The following is a 15,890-nucleotide window of genomic DNA, read 5'->3' as shown; positions in this document are numbered from 1 at the left end:
CTCGTTGTCTGCTAGTCACAGACGATGCACGCATTGGGTTTGGATTGCGACTCTGGGGCCTCGGGCAGAGCAACAGCAGAAGCTGGTTTCCTGAGGGATGGCGGGGTGGGTCCGGTTGCGGGGGACGCTGCAAGTACGTCCATGTAAGCTCGGTCGCCGCATCCATGCGGCTCACGCCCCCGCAACCGGACCCACCCCGCCTTCGACAGATTCCCGCGATCTGTGGATCCACGCCATGCGTGGATGAATCTCTGTCAGATAACGAAATCAATTGGGGTCAGATCCGTTTTCCGTTGGAAAACGGATCTGACCCCATGACCCCACGCAATTCCAGGACCCATCCAACCGTCACCGGGAAACTGTCAAAGGTGGGGCGGTGTGGGCTGGCAGGACCGTTGGCGCCATGGATGGCGCCATCGAGCCCCCATGGGTGAGGGCGCTTTGCTTGCGAAGCACTGCTTCGCAAGCGCCCGAACGCACAGCCGCCAGCGGCTGGGCCGGACCCCGGAGGGGGGTTTACGGCGTGTCCTGCCAGCCCACACCGCCCCGCCAAACCAGCAGAAAACCAGAGCCGCTTTGGCTTTGGCTTTGGCTGTTGCCGGCCAGCGGCCGGCACTACCGCAGGTGCAGGGCGCAGCCCTGCCGGCCCACCCTTCCCTGCGCACGAAAACGATTTCACTGTTTTCAGCAAACCGTCATTCCTTCGCCACGCCAGTACCATATTGCGGAGCAGCATGCGCCCACGGGCGACCCATGCTAAAAAACGCCCGCCCATCGCTTAGATCGATCCAAGAACGACACTGCGATGGCCGGGAGTTGGGGGAGCAGCAACAGGACGTACCAGGCCACGCGCACGGTGCTACTGCCACTGCATGGCAATAGCGACAATGTCACTTCAAATTAGATCGATTCAAGTTGTCCGTGCCACGTCACCGGATCAATCCAGGAGAGAGGGAGAGATGGGAATGAAGCATTCAACACGTACGCATGGCCAGGACGCATTGTCGCTGGCCATCGCGCTGGCCCTGGTCGCCGCCGTCATTCCGGCAGGCGCCGCCGCGCAGCAGGTCGCTTCCACCGGCTCGCAGGACGCCACCAATCTGGACAGCGTCCAGGTCACCGGCTACCGCTACGCCATTGAAAAGAGCCTTGAGCAGAAACGCGACGCCAACGCCGTGGTCGAAGTGATCACCGCCGAAGACGTCGGCAAGTTCCCCGACAAGAACGTGGCCGACGCACTGCAGCGCGTACCCGGCGTGGTCATCACCCGCAGTGGCGGTGAAGGCAAGACCGTCAGCGTGCGTGGCCTGGCACCAGACCTGACCCTGACCCAGTTGAACGGCAACTACGTGGCCACGTCGGAAACCAACGACGAAGCGACCCGTTCGTTCAACTACACCCTGCTGCCGTCGAACATGCTGTCCAGTGCCGAGCTGTTCAAGTCGCCGGAAGCACGCATCGACGAAGGCGGCATCGGCGGCACGGTGATCCTGCACACCCGCCGTCCGCTGGACATGGAATCCAACTCGGGCTTCGTCACGCTTGAGGGCACCTCCTCCGATACCCACCACGATATCGACCCGCAGGCCTCGGCCCTGTATTCGTGGCACAGCAAGGATGAGCGTTTCGGCGTGCTGATCGGCGTGACGCAGCAGAAGCGCACCACCCGTACCATGGAAGCCAGCACCGAGGACTACCAGTGGTACGGCGCCGGCAAGGCGCGCGATGCCTATGGCAATGTGCAGCAGCAGGATGGCATCCACTACTGGTGGGGCAAGTCCGGTTTCAACAACCAGACGGGCGGCAACTACAGCGACTTCTTCATGCCGACCTCGGTCAACTTCGCGGTGAAGGAAGAAAAGCGCGAGCGCAAGGGCGGCCAGCTGACCTTCCAGTTCAAGCCGGTCGACAACGTCACGATGACCGCCAACTACTTCCGCTTCGAGCTGCAGGGTGACTACACCCAGAACATGCTGAAGATTCCGGAATGGAGCATGGCGCGCTTCAACGGCGATGGAAACTGGGCCGGCGGCCGCCTGCTCAACGGCCTGGACTTCGATCCCAGCGGCAACACCGTTACCGGCGCCCAGTTCGAAAAGCTGGCTGGAAAGACCTACTACTGCAGCGAAGACCAGGCCAAAGCCGCTGGCCTCAAGCCTGGCGGCTGGGGCCCGGACGACTGCACGGTTCCGACGCCGCAGCTTACCGGTGGCTACAGCAAGGAAAAAGCGCTGTCGCAGACTGCTGACCTGACCATCGACTGGGATATCAGCCCGCTGTGGAAGGCCTCGTTCACCGGCGGTCGCACCTGGTCCGAAGGTGGTCCATCGATGAACTTCCGCATGTCGGCCAAGCCGCGCCGCAAGGTCGGCAACGACTACCTGTCCGGCAACCAGTACAGCGCATGGGATCTGACTGGCACGCCCTCGGCCACCTTCTCGCCCGACCTGCAGCAGCAGCTGATGAACGGCATCGCCGAAGTCGACACCGGCTCGACCGATTCGTCGTGGAAGCGCACCGAGGTCAAGCAGAACTATTTCCAGGCCGACGTGACCAAGCTGTTTGAATCGGGCTGGCTGGATTCGATCCAGTTCGGTGCCAAGTACCGCGATGGCAAGGTCCACCGCAACACCGGCAACACCTACTGGACCTGCCAGGGCCGCGATCCGGCCGACTACAAGGACGGCCGCTACCAGGTAGGTTGCGACCCGACTGCCGGCGACGCGCAGCCCGGCTTCTTCCTGTCCAATCCGATCAGCAACATTGCCGGTGGCTTCAATGCCAACGTGTTCCCGGGCATCAACTACCCGGCGTACATCGACTACCTGAACAAGACCTACGGTGGTTCGCACAACCGTACCGAAGAAGACTTCGTCTACAACGTCAACGAGAAGATCTACTCGGGCTACTTCCAGGCCAACTTCCGCACCGAGCGCCTGCGCGGCAATGTCGGCGTGCGCGTGGTGCGCACCAAGCAGTTCGCACAGTCTTCCGACTCGATCGAGAAGTTCAACGACTACTTCCTGGACAACGCCTCCGGCGCACCGATGGCGTGCACCGATCCGGCCGCTGCGGCCTATCCGGGCTATGGCTGCGAGAGTGGCTTCGTGCGACTGCCATACGATCTGGCACAGAGCAAGTCCCATGAACTGATCGGCGTCGACCGCACGTATACCGACATCCTGCCGAGCTTCAACATCGCCTGGGACATCACTGACACCCTTGTGCTGCGCGGTGCCGCGTCAAAGGTCATCGCCCGTCCGGGCTACACCGATATCGCCACCCCGGGCGCTCTGAGCTTCTACAGCGCCGAGTACGTCGACGATCGTCGCGTCGCCGGCGGTGCGCCGAACCCGGGTTGGGCCGGCGAAGGCAGTAACAAGCAGCTGCAGCCGTTCAAGGCCACGCAGTACGACCTGGGCCTGGAATGGTACTTCCAGCCGGGTGCCGTGGCCGGTGTCGGCCTGTTCCGCAAGGACGTCAGCAACTTCACCGTGCCGGTCGTGCGCGACACGCAGATGACTGTCGGCGGCGAAGTGGTGACCGTGCAGAACTACAAGACCAAGGCCAATGGCCAGGATGGTGTTTCGCAGGGCGTGGAACTGTATGGCCAGTACACCTTCGATTTCGGTGTGGGCGTGCAGGCCAACTACACCTACAACGACACCAACCTGGCATCGATCGTGATTGACGGGCAGAACATCGGCTCCTCGCCGCTGGTCGGCAGTGCCAAGAACCAGGCCAACGTCACCGTGTTCTACGAGAACGACAAGTTCCTTGCGCGTGCCTCGTTCAACCGTCGCGGCGAAGTGGTGGGCGGCCTGCAGAACGGCATGACGGTCTACACCGAGCCGTATGACCAGCTGGACCTGAACGTTGCCTACAACCTGACCCCGGACTGGACGCTGACCGCCTCGGTGATCAATGCCACCAAGTCCGAGCAGCGCGTGCACCTGGGCAATGACACCAAGGCCCGCCTGATCTCCAACACCTATGCAGGCCGCCAGCTGTACTTCGGCGCCACCTGGAAGTTCTAAGGCACCACGGGTTGCCCGGGGCGGCCCGGCGCAATCCACACTCTGCTCCGGCGGGGACGTTCCTCCACGGCAGCCACGCTGGTACAGGTGGCTGCCGTTTTTTGTCGGCACCTTGCCTGTCGTTCAGCCCGGCGCTTGACCCTGCCATCGTTGGAAGGTGCACACTGATTCCACCCCAAGAGCACCGAAGGAGCTACAGATGGAATTCCATGTTGAAGGCATGACCTGCGGCGGCTGCGCGCGCAGCGTGACCAAGGCGATTGAAGGCGTGGACCCGCAGGCCAGCGTGCAGGCAGATCCCGCCAGCCGTCGCGTGCAGGTACAGACCTCGGCCAGCGAAGCGCAGATCGTGGCGGCACTGAACGACGCAGGCTTCCCGCCGCGTACTGCCTGATCCCCTGCCCTGCCCCACACTGGAAAGCCCGCCGGGTACTACAGCACCCGGCGGGCTTTTTCATGCATGCGATATCGAGTCAATGCTTCTGTGCGCGCCGCCGCACCGCGCCGGTCTTCGCGGTATCGACCGGCACCGGCGTCTCATCGTCCTCGCCCAGCCGCTGCAGGATCGGGCACTCCGGGCGCTCGTCGCCCGCGCAACAACTGATCAGCGATTTCAGCGTGTCGGCCATCTGCCGCATGTGCTCGATGCGCTGCTCCAGATCGGCAATGTGCTGTTCGGCCAGGTGCTTCACGTCGGCACTGTGCCGCGAGGTGTCATTCCAGAGGCCCAGCAGATCGGTGATCTCGGCCACCTGGAAGCCTAGATCGCGCGCGCGGCGAATGAAGCGCAGACGGTGGATGTCCGCCTGCGAATACGCCCGGTAGCCCGATTCGGTTCTATCAGCTGCGGGAATCAGGCCGATCTGTTCGTAGTAGCGGATCATCTTCGCTGACACGCTGGAGGCCTTGGCGGCTTCACCGATGTTCATGGGTATTCCCTTCAATGATTGACGGCGGCGGCATCGGCCATCGGCGGCTGGAAGCGGCGCAGGCGCAGCGCGTTGCCCAGCACGAACACGCTGGACAGGGCCATCGCACCGGCCGCGAACACCGGCGACAGCAGCACGCCCCAGACCGGGTACAGCACGCCGGCGGCCACCGGAATCAACGCGGTGTTGTAGGCGAACGCCCAGAACAGGTTCTGCCGGATGTTGCCCAGCGTCGCCTTCGACAGCGCGATGGCATTCGGCACGCCCTGCAGATTGCCCGACATCAGCACCACATCGGCCGACTCCACCGCGATATCGGTACCGGTCCCGATGGCCAGGCCGACATCGGCCTCGGCCAGTGCCGGCGCATCGTTGATGCCATCACCGACGAAGGCGACGTGGCCATGCGTGGCTTTCAGGCGGCGCACCGCTTCGACCTTGCCTTCAGGCAGCACCTCGGCCACCACCTCATCGATGCCCAGTTGGCGCGCGATCGCCTGCGCGGTCCCGGCGTTGTCACCGGTGATCATCGCCACCTTCAGGCCGAGCTGATGCAGTGCCGCGATCGCCGCCGGCGTGCTCGGCTTGATCGGATCGGATACCGCGATGATTGCGGCCAGGCGACCATCGATGGCGGCATACAGCGGCGACTTGCCCTGTGTACCCAGCTCGGCCGCCAGCGTCGCAAACAGGGTGATGTCCACGTCCAGATCGCGCATGAAACGATCAGCACCGACTTCCACCCGCGCACCATCGACGCTGGCACGCACGCCCATCCCGGTAACCGATTCGAAATCGACCATCGACGGCAGTGCGATGCCCTGCTCGGTGGCGGCATCGACGATGGCGCGGGCGATCGGATGTTCAGAGCGCGATTCCACTGCGGCAACTGCCGCCAGCACCGTGCTGCGATCGAAACCGTCCGTGATCTCGAAGTCGGTCAGGCGCGGGCGGCCTTCGGTCAGCGTGCCGGTCTTGTCCACCGCCACCACCTGTGCATCCTTCAGCAGCTGCAGTGCTTCGCCCTTGCGGAACAGCACGCCCATCTCCGCGCCACGGCCGGTACCGACCATGATCGAGGTCGGCGTGGCCAGGCCCATCGCGCACGGGCAGGCAATGATCAGCACTGCCACCGCATTGACCAGCGCGAAGCTCAGCGCCGGCGAGGGACCGAAGATCAGCCAGACCGCGAAGGTCGCCAGTGCGGCCAGCATCACCGCAGGCACGAACCACAACGTGACCTTGTCGACCACCGCCTGGATCGGCAGCTTCGAGCCCTGCGCCTGTTCGACCATGCGGATGATCTGCGCCAGCATGGTCTGCGCGCCCACCGCCGTGGCACGCACCGTCAGTGCGCCCTTCTGGTTGACCGTGCCACCCACCACGCTGCTGCCCGGCTGCTTCTCGACCGGAATCGGCTCGCCGCTGATCATCGATTCGTCGATGTAGCTGCGGCCTTCAACCACCTCGCCATCGACCGGCACGCGCTCGCCCGGCCGCACTTCCACCATGTCGCCGCTCTGCACCTCATTGACCGGGATATCGACGGTGCGGCCGTCACGGATCACATGGGCGACCTTGGCCTGCAGGTTGACCAGACGCTTGATCGCCTCGGAGGTACGGCCCTTGGCGCGGGCCTCGAGGAAGCGGCCGAGCAGGATCAGCGCGACGATGACCGCTGCCGCTTCGTAGTAGACGTTCACCGTGCCCGGCGGCAGCAGCCGCGGCGCAAAGGTCGCCACCACCGAGTAGCCAAACGCCGCGGCGGTGCCCACCGCCACCAGTGAGTTCATGTCCGGCGCCAGCCGCAGCAGTGCCGGGAACCCCTTCTGGTAGAAACGGCGGCCGGGAATGGCCAGCACCAGCAGGGTCAGCACGAACTGCAGGTACCAGCTGGCCTGCATGCCGATGGTGGCCATCACCCATTCGTGCATGCCGGGAATCAGGTGCGAGCCCATCTCCAGCACGAACACCGGCAGCGCCAGCGCGGTCGCCACGATCAGGTCGCGCTTCAGTTCAGCGCGCTCGGCATCCTTCTTTTCTGCGGCCTCATCATCGGACTGCACGCCGGCCTCGATCAGGCGTGCGGCGTAGCCGACCTTGTCGATGGCCGCCACCAGCGCGTCAACGCCCGCCACGCCGCGCACGGTCGCACGCTCCGTCGCCAGGTTCACGCTGGCCTGGCTCACGCCTGGCACCGCCAGCAGCGCGCGCTCCACGCGACCCACGCAGGAGGCGCAGGTCATGCCTTCCACGGCCAGTTCAACGGTGGCGGCAGGCACGTCGTAGCCCACCCGCTCCACCGCCTGGATCAGCGCCGCGCGATCGACCGGACCGGACGGGCGGATATCCGCGCGCTCGGTGGCCAGATTGACCGAAACACTGCCCACACCTTCGACCTTGGACAGCGCCGCCTCGACCCGGCCGACACAGCTGGCGCAGGTCATGCCCTCGATGGGCAGACTGATGGTGGCGGGGCTTGCGGGGACTGCAATGGCGCGGGGCGTGCTCATGATCGGATTCCCGGGGTTCCTTCTGGATGCGGACAGGCTAAACCTTGCCATCGTGGGAAGGTCAAATCCAGCCTGTCCGCATGCCTGAAGGGGGCGCCGCCCCCGGTGTTCAGGTTCCGCATCCACGCATGGCGTGGATCTACTGACGGAGGTCGGTCACCTCAGAAGGTGAACACGTACTCCAGCGCGAACTCGCGGCCAACCGCGCCGAGCAACCGGGTCGGGGCGAAGTCATAGTCCAGCTTGTACGGATCCTTGTGGTTCCAGCTGGCCGAATTGAACACGTTGTTGACGTAGACGTTGACCTTGGCGCGTTCAGTCACCTGGTAACCCAGGTTGAAGTTCCAGGTGATGAACGGCCCGACCCGCCCGTAGTAGCGCGTGGTCTGCTGGCCGGCGTTCGGGTTCGGGTTGGGCGAGCCATCCGGACGGGTTGCCGGTTCCAGGCAGTTCAGCGACGGGCTGTCGCTGGGCACGTAACCATCGGCGAACGGCAGGCAGCCACCGGGGTTGTTCAGGCGATCGGTGCCCCAGTGGTAGCGCACGCCCGGCACCGACCCGATGCGGTCGGCATAGACGTTGGCGTTCCAGTTGCCGCGCTGCCAGGCCAGGCTCGCGCGCAGCTTGCTGCGCAGGTCGCGGTCACGACGCTCCGGGTTCGGGTCGTTGGCGTAGCGCTGTTCCTTGGTCGAGATCTGGTTGGTGTAGTTCAGGCCCAGCTGGAAGCTGCCCCACTGCGCGGTTTCCAGGCGATAGCGTGCGGTCAGATCGATGCCGCGCACTTCCCGGCTGGCCAGGTTGAACGGGCCGCGCTCGATCGATACCAGGCGACCGTTGCTGTCACGGTTCACGCGGGCCAGGATGCCGGCGCAGTATTCGCCACCGGCCGGATTGGCCCATGGCGTACCGTCCATGTTCTTGCCGGTCAGGCAGCCCGCTTCGCTGGCCAGCACCTCGTCGGCGCCGACGTCGACGATCATGTCTTCCAGCTTGATTGCCCAGTAGTCGGCACTGACCGACAGATTGGGCATCACATCCCAGACGAAACCGACCGTCCACGAATCACCGGTCTCCGAGCGCAGCAGCGGCGTGCCACGCCGGTTCACGTCGAACGTGTACCAGACATCGGTATTGCCCACGCCACAGTTGTTGACCAGGTACGCGCCACTCTGGATGCAGCGCAGGCGGTCATAGGTCTGCACTTCGGAGCTGCTCGGCTGGCCCAGCAGATAGTGCATGTCCGGCGCATGGAAGCTGGTGGCATAGGAGCCACGCACCAGCAGCGATTCCACCGGGCGCCATTCCAGGCCGACATTCCAGGTGGTTTCCTTCTGGCTGCCGATGTCCAGCGCTTCGCCGCTGTTGTCAGCCTTGTAGCTGCCATAGCGGTCATAGCGCGCGGCCGCAGTGGCGGTCACGCTTTCCAGCAGCGGAATCTTGAACTCCACGCCGGCCGAATAGCGGGTGCGCTCGCCGCCACCGCGATCGACGTTCTGCAGGTCGAAGTCGATGCCAGCGCGCGGGTCCGGGCTGAGGTGATAGCCCTGCTGCGCCACTTCGGCCACGGCGGCGAACGAAACCGGACCGGCCCACCCCTGGAACAGTTCACCGGTGATGTCGGCCGAGGCCTGGTTGACGTAGGACGTTGCGCGATTCTTCGCGACGGTGCCCATCTGCCAGTACTGGTCCGGCGTCAGCGGATTCCACCAGCGCGATTCGTTCAGTGCGTAGATCGACTCACCGTTGGCGGTGGTGCCCAGCTTCGGGCCGAGGAAGTAGTCGTACGACTTCTGCTTGTCGACCACGTTCTGCCGCTCTTCCACGCGGTAGTAGGAACGCCCCACCGTGGCGCTCCAGTCGAAGCGATCGGCCAGGCGGCCACGCAGGCCCGCGCTCCAATCCCAGGACAGTTCGCGGTTGGTGTTGCGCAGCGTATCCAGGCCACCCACCTCATTTGGAGTGAACTGGCGCACGCCGAGGATCGGGCGGTTGCGGTTGGCATCCCAGTAGTAGCCGTTGTCATCGTCGATCAGCGACACGCCAGGCGGATTGGTGCCCCAGATCGCTTCGGAGCGGTACACCGCCAGGTTGGTCCAGGCCTGCAGGTCATTGCTGAAATCGAAGGTGGCATACAGGTTGCCGGACACGTTCTCGGCACCGCCGGTGAGCAGCCAGTTGGCGTAGTCGGCGCTCATGCCGCACAGGCGGCCGGTGTTGGTGATGGTGTTGGCGGCGTAGTTGTAGACCAGGCGATCGGCGGTGTAGTACTCGCCGTCGAACTTCTCGCAGGTGCCGGTGGGCGGCGCCAGGCGCTGGCCCGTGGTCGGATCGATCAGCGCCAGGCCGGCGGTGGGACGGAAGCCGACCTTGCGTTGTTCCATGTTCCAGGACGGGTACGGCGCATCATCGGCATCATCCATCTGCGGGCGGTCACGGCCGAACAGCGGGTCACGCTTGGTGTACTGCAGCGCGTAGGTCACGCTCCAGTTGTCGCCGGTCCGGCCACCGGCCCAGGACAGATCCCAGGTATCGCGACCGCCTTCGGTGGAGGTACCGCCACGCACGCGCACTTCGTCGCCGTCGTAGTTGGTCTTGAGGATGACGTTGACCACGCCGGCGATCGCATCGGAACCATAGATGGCCGAGGCGCCACCGGTCAGCACTTCGATGCGTTCGACTGCGGCAGCGGGAATGTTGCCGTAGTTGGAGAAGTTGGTTTCGCCGCCGTAGGGCAGCGGGTAGTCGGCCACACGGCGGCCGTTGACCAGCAGCAGCGAGCGGTTCGGGCCCATCCCGCGCAGGTTCAGGCCGCTGGCATTGGGCGTATGCGAGCCCCACTGCGAGGCGGCTTCAACAGTGCCGGTCGCTTCGGTGAGGGTCTTCAGCGCGTCGTACACGCTGACGAAGCCTTCCTTCTGGATCTGCGCGGCGGTGATCACGTTGACCGGTGCCGGGCCTTCGACGCTGGCGCGCTTGATGCGCGAGCCGGTGACGGTGACCGCGTCGAGATCCTTGGTGGACGTACTGGCGGCCTCCTGCGCGCTGGCAGCCAGGGGCAACAGGGCCAGGACCAGGGCCTGGGACAGCAGGTGACGACGCTTGCGGACGATCTGAGCCATGGGTGGTTGCTCTTCGAAAGTGTGGACGCACGGACGGGTGGTGGCGCGGCACTACGGCTGATCCGGGCACCTGGATCGGTTCAAGACCGTCCCGACACCCTCCCCTGTGGATCGATCCAAACTAAAGCACAGCTGAACCACGCGCGGCATGCGGCGGCGCAGCAACACGCTACGCAATGCCGTTATCGGCCGCAGGTATCAAGAACAATCAAAGGGTTGCGAAACATCGCTGAGAGAACAGCGCACACGTGAATGTCACGATCGCGACAATCGTGCGCGGAACGGATTTGTCCGCGTACTCGCGTGCGGCCGTCAGCGGGTCGTTGTAGAGCCGAGCCTGCGCTCGGCTGTTGTTGTTCGTCGCGAAGAGCAGCCGAGCGTAGGCTCGGCTCTACAGAAGAAGTGGGTTACTACGCGTCGTCCAGCGCCTGCCGTAGTGCGGCCACGGTCGCGGTGGCGGTCTGGCTCCAGTCCGGGTCCAAACCGCGCAGCGCCGGGTTCTGGAACTGCATGGCCGAGCGCCGCAGGCCCTTGGCCGAGGCGTGCAGTTCAGTACAGCCGCTCCGTCGTGCGACGGTGGCGATATTGGCCGGGCCCAGCCCCGCGCCGGCCATCACACTGATGCGCCCTGCCGCCTGGGTAACCAGTCCCGCCAGCACATCGGCACCGGCCTCGGCGCTGACCTGGCCGCCCGAGGTCAGCACGCGCTGGCAACCCAGCCCGATCACCTGCTCCAGCGCCGTCGGCAGATCACGGGCGGCGTCGAAGGCGCGATGGAAGGTCACCTGCAACGGCCCGGCGGCCTGCATCAGTTCACGGCACAGCGCCATATCGATGCCGCCCTGTACATCCAGCGCACCGATCACCACGCCATCGCAACCCAGCGCACGGCACTGCGCGATATCACGCAGCATCAGTTCGGTTTCCAGCGCGTCGTAGTGGAAGTCGCCCGGGCGTGGCCGCACCAGCACGAACAGCGGAATCGACAGGCGTTCGCGGGCAATCGCGATGCTGGCGAACGACGGCGTGGTACCGCCCTCGGCCAGGTTGTCGAACAGCTCGATGCGGTCGGCGCCGCCGGCCTGGGCGGCCAGCGCCGAGGCCAGCGAGTTGCTGGCAATTTCCAGGGTCAGCCGCGCGCTCACGCCTGGGTGCTCGTATAGATCGACGGCGAATCGCGCAGGTCATCCTGGCGCTGCCCATCGCACACGGCGTACACAAAGCCACGATGCAGCGCGTAGGCGCCCACCTCGCCCTGCTTGTTCATGGCCAGGAAGCAGACCTGCAGTGTCCTGCTCGCTTCCGGGCGCTTGCGCACCACGCGGTCGATGGCTTCGCGGCAGGCCTGCGCCGGCGAACGCCCCTGGCGCATCAGCTCGACTACCAGGAACGAGGCGGCGTTGCGGATCATTTCCTCACCCACGCCCGAGGCGGTGGCCGCGCCCACTTCGTTGTCGACATACAGCCCGGCACCGATGATCGGGCTGTCGCCGACCCGGCCGTGCAGTTTCCAGGCCATGCCGCTGGTGGTGCAGGCACCGGCCAGGTGGCCCTTGGCATCCAGTGCCAGCATGCCGATGGTGTCGTGGTTGTCGCTGTTGCCGGGAATGCCACGGCGCTCGGCATTGATCTGCGGCTGGTACTTCTCGGTCTTCAGCCACTCGCGCCAGGCCGCTTCGGCCTGCGGCGTCAGCAGGTGCTTGCGCTCGAAACCCTGCTGCACCGCGAACTGCTGCGCGCCCTCGCCCACCAGCAGCACATGCGGGCTGTTCTCCATCACTTTGCGGGCCACCGACACCGGATGCAGGATGTCGACCAGCGCGGCCACCGCACCACAGCGGCCATCGCCGTCCATGATGCTCGCGTCCAGGCTCAGCACGCCGTCGCGATCCGGATTACCGCAATGGCCGACGGTAGGGTTGCACAGCTCGCTCTCGGCCCAGCGTGCACCGGCTTCGACTGCATCCAGTGCGCTGCCACCCTGCGCCAGCACCTTCCACGCGGCCTGGTTGGCCGGCACGCCGAAGTCCCAGGTCGAAACCACTTTGGCCCCAACCTGCGTGCGCGCCTGCACGCCCGGTAATGCTGCGATGCCTGCGGCCAGTGCGCCGGCCTGAAGGAACTGCCTGCGATCCACCATCTTTCCCTCCCAGTCTGCAATGCGCGGCCGGCCCGATGCCGGCCGTGCCGATCAGTCGTGCGTGGGCTGCCGTGCGGCGTGCCAGACCGCTGCACCGAGCACGCCCAGCTGGCCATGCTCCACGCGCCACACCGGTACCTGACGCAGCACCTCGGTCAGCACGCCCTTGTTGAGGAAGCGCTCACGGAAGCGGCCATCGGCCAGGAAATCCTGCACATGCGCGGAAATACCGCCTGCCAGGTACACCGAGCGCGCACCGACGGCGATCGCCGCGTCACCGGCCAGGCTGCCCAGCCAGGCACAGAACACCTGCAGCGTCTCCACCGCCAACGCGTCCTCACCGCTGCGGGCGGCACCGATCAGTGCTTCGGTGCTGGTCCACACCGGGGTGGCGCCGCGCAGCTCGCACAGGCACGGGTACAGGTTCATCAGGCCGCTGCCCGACAGCACACGCTCATTGTCCACGTGCGGCCAGCGCTGCAGCAGCTTGCCCAGCACCTGCAGCTCCAGTGTGTTGCCGGCGCCGAGCGCGGCATGGCCGATCTCGCTGGCCAGCACCGGGCGCTCGCCGTCGGCAAAGCGCAGTGCGGCGCCCAGGCCGGTACCGGCGCCCAGCACCAGCGCCGGGAACGTCTGCGTTGGATCAGCATCGCCGTTCAACGGCACCAGCGTATCGGCCTGCAGGTACGGGATGGCCAGTGCCACCGCCTCGAAATCATTGATCAGCTGCAGCTCTCGCAGCCCGGACTGCGCGCGGGTGGCCGACAGCGAGACCGTCCACGGCAGGTTGGAATTGATCAGCACATCGCCATCAAGCAGGCCGGCGATGGCCACCACCGCGGTCTGCACCGGCTGGCCAAGGCCTGCGCTGAAATCGGCCAGGATCGCCGCCAGGCTGGGGTGCTCCGCGCAGGCATAGGTGCGGTGGCTGCCCAGCAGCGGCGCCTGGCCGTGTTGGGTTTCAGCCAGGGCGAGGCGGGCAAAGGTGCCGCCGACATCGGCAACGACCAGACGGCGCGGAAGACCGCCGCGGGCGGAGTCGGAGGAAACCGGGGACGCTGCTGCGATGGTCACGCTGGCCTGCTTGGATCGATTGAATCGCCCCGATTCTCAGGCATCGGGGCGGCTTTGCCTAGCGCGCCGATGGTTCAGGTTGGCCTACATGCCTTCCTGTTCGGCCACCTGCACGCCATCCACCAGCACGCGCAGCCGCTGCGGGCGGAAGCCGGCGAACAGCAGCGGCCGGGTGCGCTCGACCAGCACTTCATGGCCGGCGATGTGGCGCAGCCACGACTGTACCAGCGAGAACGAGAAGTGGGTGCCCGGATGCAGCGGGTGCTGCACCCAGACCTTTTCGGTGGCGCTCTGCAGCAGCATCGCGCCGGTGAACCAATGGCGGCTGAGGGTCACCGGCGTGGTGCCGGCCATGAAGCGGATATCCATGCGGGGTCCTTTCGCTGGAGCGGTGGTGCGCGGGGTCAGGGCTGGGCAGTCTGCAGGCTGTAGCTGGTGCTGGCGGTGAACACCGCGCCGTCAGGCTGGGTGGAGCGCACCTCAACCTTGTGGCTGCCCACGGCCAGATCGGTCGGCAGCGCGCCACGCCACAGGTGCGGCGATGCGGTGGCCTCCGGCGAGCGGTCGTAGCCACGCAGGCTGTCAGCCAGATCGTCAGCCACGTTCTCCACCATCAGGCGCGGATCGGGCTGGCTGACCTGCTTCATCGGCTGCCAGGCGCCACCATCGACGCGGTACTCGACCACGCTGGCGTCCTCACCCATGTAGACGTTGGCATAGATGCCCCACGCCGGGTAGGCCCCCTGGCGCAGCACCTTCGGCGCATGCAGGCCGATCTGCTCGCTGGCCGGTTTTCCGGCCACGCGGTACTGCAGTTTGTAGCTGCCATTGCCGGCCACGTCGAGCAACGCATAGCCCTTCGGGGTGCCATCGCTCATGGTGCTGTCCGGCACGCCGGCGGCATTCTTCACCCCCGACCAGAACGCACCGCAGTTGGCGCCGACGTTGTATTCGTGCAGCGGCTTGTCGCCATTCCAGCCCTCGGCCTTGCCGTGGTAGACGTGCTGCTGGGTGTGGCTGTGGCCGCTGAGCACCAGCACGTTGCGGAAGTCCTTCAGCAGATCGAACAGGCGCTGGCGATCAGCGTGGCGGAAGGTCTCGCGACCCGGTGCGGCGTCGAACAGCGGGATGTGCATGCCCAGCACCAGCAGGCGGTCCCTGTGCAGACCCTTCAGGTAGCTGGCGAGGAAAGTGAACTGGTCTTCGCGCAGGCCGCCGATGTACTTCGGCTTGGCCTTGGGGTCGTACACCACGTCGTCCAGGAACACGAAACTGGCGCCACCCTCTTCCACCGCGTAGGTATCCGGGCCGTAGATGTTGCGCCAGCTCTCCAGCGAATGCTCATCGCTGGCGGCATCGAAGTCGAGGTCGTGGTTGCCCGGCACATGGAACCACGGCACGCCAAGTCCGGTGGTGACCTTGTTGATCGCCGGGTAGAGAGTCAAGTCATCGTTGACGATGTCACCCAGGGTGGTGCCCATGCGCGCCCTGGACTGGCCGACCAGCGGCGCCACGATCGACTGCTGGTAGTAGCCGATGTCCTTCAGGCTCGCGGTCTGGGAGTCGGTGAACACCAGCATCTGGAAGCCGCGGCGACTGTCGTGGCGATCCGACTGCAGGGCGAAATCCCAGTTGCGGGTGACGTCGCTGGTCGCGGCGATGCCGCCGTACTTCAGTGCCGGCGAGCCGTTCGGGCGATAGTGGCGCCAGAACGAAGGCAGGCCGTCCGCCGCCTTCGGGAACGAATACGCATCGGGCTTGATCACGAACACGGTCTGTCCGTCGCGCACCGGCAGGCTGTAGCTGCCATCGGCGGCGGTCTTGACGATGGTCTCGCCGTTGGAAACCTGCACCCCGGCCAGGCCCGGATCGGTCGCACCGCGGCCGGGTTTGCCGTCGCGCTCCAGATAGACCTTGCCGGTGACCACGGTGTCCGCGGCCCAGGCCGGCGAGGTCAGCAACAGGCAGCACAGCCAGGCGGCAGGCAGTTTCATGGGCGGTCCGGGAAAGAAGAAGACCGCCTATTGTAGAGCCGAGCCATGCTCGGCTGCATTGCGGAGGTGGGTGCGGACCGTTGG

Annotated in this window: 10 protein-coding genes; 2 read left to right on the top strand and 8 right to left on the bottom strand. The window is 65.6% G+C overall.

The window, feature by feature from the left end; all coding sequences use genetic code 11:
* Window positions 1-959: 959 nt before the first annotated feature.
* Together EKL94_RS04020 and EKL94_RS04015 are read left to right on the top strand one after the other, a co-directional pair.
* A complete protein-coding gene (locus tag EKL94_RS04020) occupies window positions 960-4,037 on the top strand; it encodes a TonB-dependent receptor (RefSeq protein WP_126928085.1) in 3,078 nt (1,025 codons plus the stop codon).
* A 199-nt stretch (window positions 4,038-4,236) separates the two neighbouring features.
* The gene (locus EKL94_RS04015) at window positions 4,237-4,431 is read left to right on the top strand and encodes a heavy-metal-associated domain-containing protein (RefSeq protein ID WP_049445502.1); all 195 of its coding nucleotides are present in this window, start codon (window positions 4,237-4,239) and stop codon (window positions 4,429-4,431) included.
* A gap of 79 nt (window positions 4,432-4,510) precedes the next feature.
* Here EKL94_RS04015 and cueR read toward each other — a convergent pair whose 3' ends face one another.
* From cueR to EKL94_RS03975, 8 genes are all read right to left on the bottom strand, one after another.
* On the bottom strand, window positions 4,511-4,966 hold the full coding sequence (gene cueR, locus EKL94_RS04010) for a Cu(I)-responsive transcriptional regulator (protein WP_010482574.1): 456 nt from the start codon (window positions 4,964-4,966) through the stop codon (window positions 4,511-4,513).
* Between the two features lie 11 nt (window positions 4,967-4,977).
* Complete coding sequence (locus EKL94_RS04005) at window positions 4,978-7,479, bottom strand: heavy metal translocating P-type ATPase (RefSeq protein WP_126928084.1); 2,502 nt, start codon at window positions 7,477-7,479, stop codon at window positions 4,978-4,980.
* Window positions 7,480-7,640: 161 nt separating this feature from the next.
* Window positions 7,641-10,598: a TonB-dependent receptor plug domain-containing protein gene (locus EKL94_RS04000; RefSeq protein ID WP_126928083.1), complete on the bottom strand. Its 2,958-nt coding sequence runs from the start codon at window positions 10,596-10,598 to the stop codon at window positions 7,641-7,643.
* Window positions 10,599-11,008: 410 nt separating this feature from the next.
* Window positions 11,009-11,743 (bottom strand): copper homeostasis protein CutC, encoded by a 735-nt coding sequence (locus EKL94_RS03995; RefSeq protein WP_126928082.1) that lies wholly within the window; start codon window positions 11,741-11,743, stop codon window positions 11,009-11,011.
* On the bottom strand, window positions 11,740-12,738 hold the full coding sequence (locus EKL94_RS03990) for a glycosylasparaginase (RefSeq protein ID WP_126928081.1): 999 nt from the start codon (window positions 12,736-12,738) through the stop codon (window positions 11,740-11,742). The genes EKL94_RS03995 and EKL94_RS03990 overlap by 4 nt, the downstream gene beginning before the upstream one ends.
* A gap of 51 nt (window positions 12,739-12,789) precedes the next feature.
* On the bottom strand, window positions 12,790-13,812 hold the full coding sequence (locus EKL94_RS03985; protein ID WP_126928080.1) for a glucokinase: 1,023 nt from the start codon (window positions 13,810-13,812) through the stop codon (window positions 12,790-12,792).
* A gap of 84 nt (window positions 13,813-13,896) precedes the next feature.
* Complete coding sequence (locus tag EKL94_RS03980; RefSeq protein ID WP_005409434.1) at window positions 13,897-14,181, bottom strand: hypothetical protein; 285 nt, start codon at window positions 14,179-14,181, stop codon at window positions 13,897-13,899.
* Between the two features lie 35 nt (window positions 14,182-14,216).
* A complete protein-coding gene (locus tag EKL94_RS03975; protein ID WP_126928079.1) occupies window positions 14,217-15,806 on the bottom strand; it encodes a calcineurin-like phosphoesterase C-terminal domain-containing protein in 1,590 nt (529 codons plus the stop codon).
* Window positions 15,807-15,890 lie beyond the last annotated feature (84 nt).

This window comes from Stenotrophomonas maltophilia (assembly GCF_003970865.1).
In the GTDB taxonomy this organism is placed as follows: domain Bacteria; phylum Pseudomonadota; class Gammaproteobacteria; order Xanthomonadales; family Xanthomonadaceae; genus Stenotrophomonas; species Stenotrophomonas maltophilia_AR.
Note: the sequence above shows the minus strand (reverse complement) of the source record. Positions and strands in the feature narration are given on the sequence as shown.